Source organism: Protofrankia sp. CiP1_Cm_nod4, assembly GCF_982290645.1.
The window spans coordinates 46,189-49,582 of the sequence record NZ_CEVIVC010000005.1 but is presented as its reverse complement, the minus strand read 5'-3'; the positions used below and the strand labels follow the sequence as shown (position 1 = coordinate 49,582).

The 3,394-nt window shown below is 66.7% G+C and carries 5 protein-coding genes; 3 read left to right on the top strand and 2 right to left on the bottom strand.

Going from position 1 to position 3,394, the window contains the following annotated elements:
- Positions 1-188: 188 nt before the first annotated feature.
- Complete coding sequence (locus tag AC5LSR_RS02410) at positions 189-1,493, bottom strand: FAD-dependent oxidoreductase (RefSeq protein WP_493468102.1); 1,305 nt, start codon at positions 1,491-1,493, stop codon at positions 189-191.
- Here AC5LSR_RS02410 and AC5LSR_RS02405 point away from each other — a divergent pair.
- Positions 1,479-2,090 carry a TetR/AcrR family transcriptional regulator C-terminal domain-containing protein gene (locus AC5LSR_RS02405; protein WP_493468101.1) on the top strand — a complete coding sequence of 204 codons (612 nt, stop codon included), beginning with the start codon at positions 1,479-1,481 and terminating at the stop codon, positions 2,088-2,090. The genes AC5LSR_RS02410 and AC5LSR_RS02405 overlap by 15 nt on opposite strands.
- 99 nt (positions 2,091-2,189) lie before the next feature.
- Here AC5LSR_RS02405 and AC5LSR_RS02400 read toward each other — a convergent pair whose 3' ends face one another.
- Positions 2,190-2,327, bottom strand: coding sequence for a hypothetical protein (locus tag AC5LSR_RS02400; protein ID WP_493464416.1), 138 nt, complete (start codon positions 2,325-2,327; stop codon positions 2,190-2,192).
- A gap of 414 nt (positions 2,328-2,741) precedes the next feature.
- On the opposite strand from AC5LSR_RS02400, the gene AC5LSR_RS02395 reads away from it, so the two are divergent.
- Positions 2,742-2,939 (top strand): hypothetical protein, encoded by a 198-nt coding sequence (locus tag AC5LSR_RS02395; RefSeq protein ID WP_493464415.1) that lies wholly within the window; start codon positions 2,742-2,744, stop codon positions 2,937-2,939.
- Complete coding sequence (locus AC5LSR_RS02390; protein WP_493464414.1) at positions 2,932-3,201, top strand: hypothetical protein; 270 nt, start codon at positions 2,932-2,934, stop codon at positions 3,199-3,201. The genes AC5LSR_RS02395 and AC5LSR_RS02390 overlap by 8 nt, the downstream gene beginning before the upstream one ends.
- The last annotated feature ends 193 nt before the right edge of the window (positions 3,202-3,394 follow it).

Genomic DNA, 3,394 nt, shown 5'->3' with positions numbered 1-3,394 from the left:
ATCCGCTTCGTCGATCTGACTCAGATGCAGTCCCACGACCTCACCGTAGCCGACCGCCTGACGCGGAGCGTCACAGCGCTCGCCACCCTGGTAGAAACCGGCGACCCGGCCGACGGGCTGACCGTAGTTGCCCCTCACCACGTCAGGCGGGGCTACGACTGATACGGGGCTCGCGGTCCGGCGCGTTGTCAGTCCGCGGATGCCGGCTCGGCGGGCCGGGGCCGAGCCGTAAAGAAGCGGATGATATCTTCCGCTGCGGTTGGAGACAGCATCATCGCCTGGACTCGCGCGGACATCTCGGCGATCGGACGGGTCCTGGTGAACATTTCGTGTTCGTACGCCCGGATCGCCGAGTGCGGGCCGGCGGGGTTGGCAACCAGTTCGCGGGCGAGTTCCGCGGCGTCAAGCATGGCCTGGTTGGCGCCCTCACCGACCGGCGGCATGAGATGCGCGGCGTCGCCGATCAGGGTAACGCCCGGCTGGCTGGCCCAGCGTGTACCGATCGGCATCGCCTCGATCCGGCGCGGCGTCACCGCGCTGTCGCTGGCTTCGATGAGTGCGGTGAGGCCTGGATCCCAGCCGTCGAACATGTCCAGCAGAGCACGCTTACTACTGATGTGGCGGTCCTCCGCGCGCAGGGACGCCGCGACTCGCAGACTGCCGTCGCCGCTGCGTTGCGCCGCCAGGATCTGGCTTACGCCGACGCACCACAGGTTCCCGGGACCGACCAGCTCGGCGATGTCCGGGTGGCGCCGGTCGACGTCGCTGATGGTCAGCTCAGCCAAGGTGGCGACGTAGGTCAGTTTCGCGTCGGTCAGCAGCGACCGAACTATCGATCGTGCGCCGTCCGCGCCGATGAGGATCTCGCAGTCTGTTCGGCGGCCGCCCTGAAATTCCAGCCCGAAGCCCCCGTCAGGTCCCGGTGTCGCCGCGACGAGATGGTGCCCCCATACGACCGCGTCGTATGGGAGTGAATCGAGCAGAAGTTCACGCAGTGCGCTCCGGTCGATCTCGGGTCGTCCGGCGAACGAGCCAGGCTGCGGCTTGTGGTGCAGGAGGGTCCGGCCGGCCGGGTCGAGGATGCGAAGTTCCTCGCCCTCGGGTCGCGCCGCAGATCGGAATCGGCCGGTGAGGCCCGCTTCCGCCAGGGCATGTTGCCCGGACTCCGGGTGCAGGTCGAGCGAGCCGCCCTGTGATCGGGCCGATCGGCTGGCCTCGCGCTCGTACACCACCGCATCGATGCCGTGTCGGTGCAGGATCCGGGCCAGGGTCAACCCACCGAGGCCGCCACCAGCGATCGCTATGGACATCATGATCGACTTCATTAACGTACGATGTATCTTGTGAGTACACCGTACCTTAACCGAGCGCACCCGTACCTTAACGAGGTGGAACCCGTCTGGGAGCGGCCCGAACCGCGAGCGCGAGCGGCGCCGGTGCCGTTGAACCGCGAGAAGATCACCGCTACGGCGATCCGAGTGGCTGATGAGCATGGCCTCGATGGGCTGTCGATTCGCAAGATTGCCAAAGAGCTCGGCGTCGGTCCGATGCGGCTCTACAACTACGTGGTCAACAGATCCGAGCTGCTCGATCTGATGGTCGACGCTGTCTATGCCCGGATCGCCGAGGCCGGCCGGCAGTCCGACTGGCGTGCCACGGTCCTGGCCATCGCCCACATGACCCGGGTCGCCGCCCTTGAACATGAATGGTTTTCCGACCTACTCGGTGGTAGGCCACGCCTGGGTCCGCACGCGCTCGCCGTGGGTGAATCGACCGCGGCGGCGCTCAGCCAGGCCCCGGGCGTGCGCGATGTCGCCGACCTGCAGCGGGCCACGGGAACCCTGAGCGCCTTCATCATCGGCGCGCTGCGCAGAGAGGTCACCGAGCGGCGCACCGCCCGTTCCACCGGCACCAACGAGGCCGCCTGGCAGGCCAGCCTCGGCCCCTACCTGACCCGTCAGCTGGAAACCGGCGAGTACCCCACCATCGCCCGGCTCGTCGTCGACGGCGCCCACCTCGACGCCAAGGAAAATTTCGATCGCAACCTGACCACCATCCTGGACGGCATCTCCAGTCGTCCCTCCAGGTGACCTCTGCTCGCAAGCCGTGGCTGGCCGAGCACCGGAACGCCTGGTACCGCCCCGGCACTGCGGCTCGTCACCCGCGGACCCAAAACCGGGCGGTACGTGTCAGATGGGTGCGGACCGTCCCGTCCCACTCCATCTTTCCGAGACTGGCTGGTCCAGCACCATCCCGATCAGCAGCGCCAACGGGTCGTTCGTCAGCAGTTCGTCCGCCTCGTCGATCTGACTCAGATGCAGTCCCACGACACAACCGTAGCCGACCACGGTGCGGCAGCTGCCGCACCGCCGGGATCGCCGCACAGGCGGTCGCGGACGTGGGTCAGCTTGAGCTGGTAAACGAGTTTGACAGCGCGGCCGCCGGGTCCACCAGATCCACCAGGCATAGCGGGCGCACCGGGTCGGCCCGGCCGACATGGACTCGTTCCAGCTTGCCACGAGTGTTGCTGTCAGATCTCGCCATCATATTGCGCATGGCGCGGACGATCACGCTTCGGCTCTCGGACGAGGCGTACGAGGCCGTCAAGCGGTATGCCGAAACCGACGAGGGGTTCCGCGTCAGGCTGGGCGAGGGCCAGTGGACGCGACAACACCATTTGTGATCTTGCGATCCTCCAGCCAGCTAGACTATGGGGCAGCGTCGAGCCGAGGGAGTCGATCGTGAGCGTCGAGGCGTCCGAGCTGGTCACCATCCCCCGCGTGGAGCTGGAGTCGCTGCGAGCCGAGGTGCGGCGCCTGCGGCTCGAGGTCGGCCGGACAGTAGCCAGGGCGCGCATCCAGGCCGACCAGGGTGCTGGCGACGATGCGCCAACCTTCTCCCGCAGCCAGCTCGCCGAGGTATGGGGAATCGGTGAGTGATCGCCTCGTACGATTCCCGGGAACGTCCTGGCAGGAGATTGATGCCTTGCCACAGGCATTGCGGTGGGCGGTCCAGCGAACGATCTTTCACCTGCTCGACGAACCTGTTCCGGCACTTGCGGATCCGTTCCCGATGGATGACCCGTTGCCGGGGTCCTACGAACTCCACCTGCCGTCCGACGGCGTGACCGTCTGGTACACAGTCACTGCACACGAGGGCCAAGAGATCATCAGCATTCAGTATGTCCGGCTGGACACCTGACAGGGACGGACACGCCGCCGAGAGCACCGAGCACAGCGAGTCACTGGACCACAGGCCAGCATCGACGCCTCGACCGCACTAGCAGTCATAAAGTTACGGGGTGTGACACGAGTGCGGGCACCGAGTGCGATAACGTCGCGACCGCAGAGTGCCTGACGAGCGAGCCCGTCAGGTCAGGCGGTTCCTGCCTTGG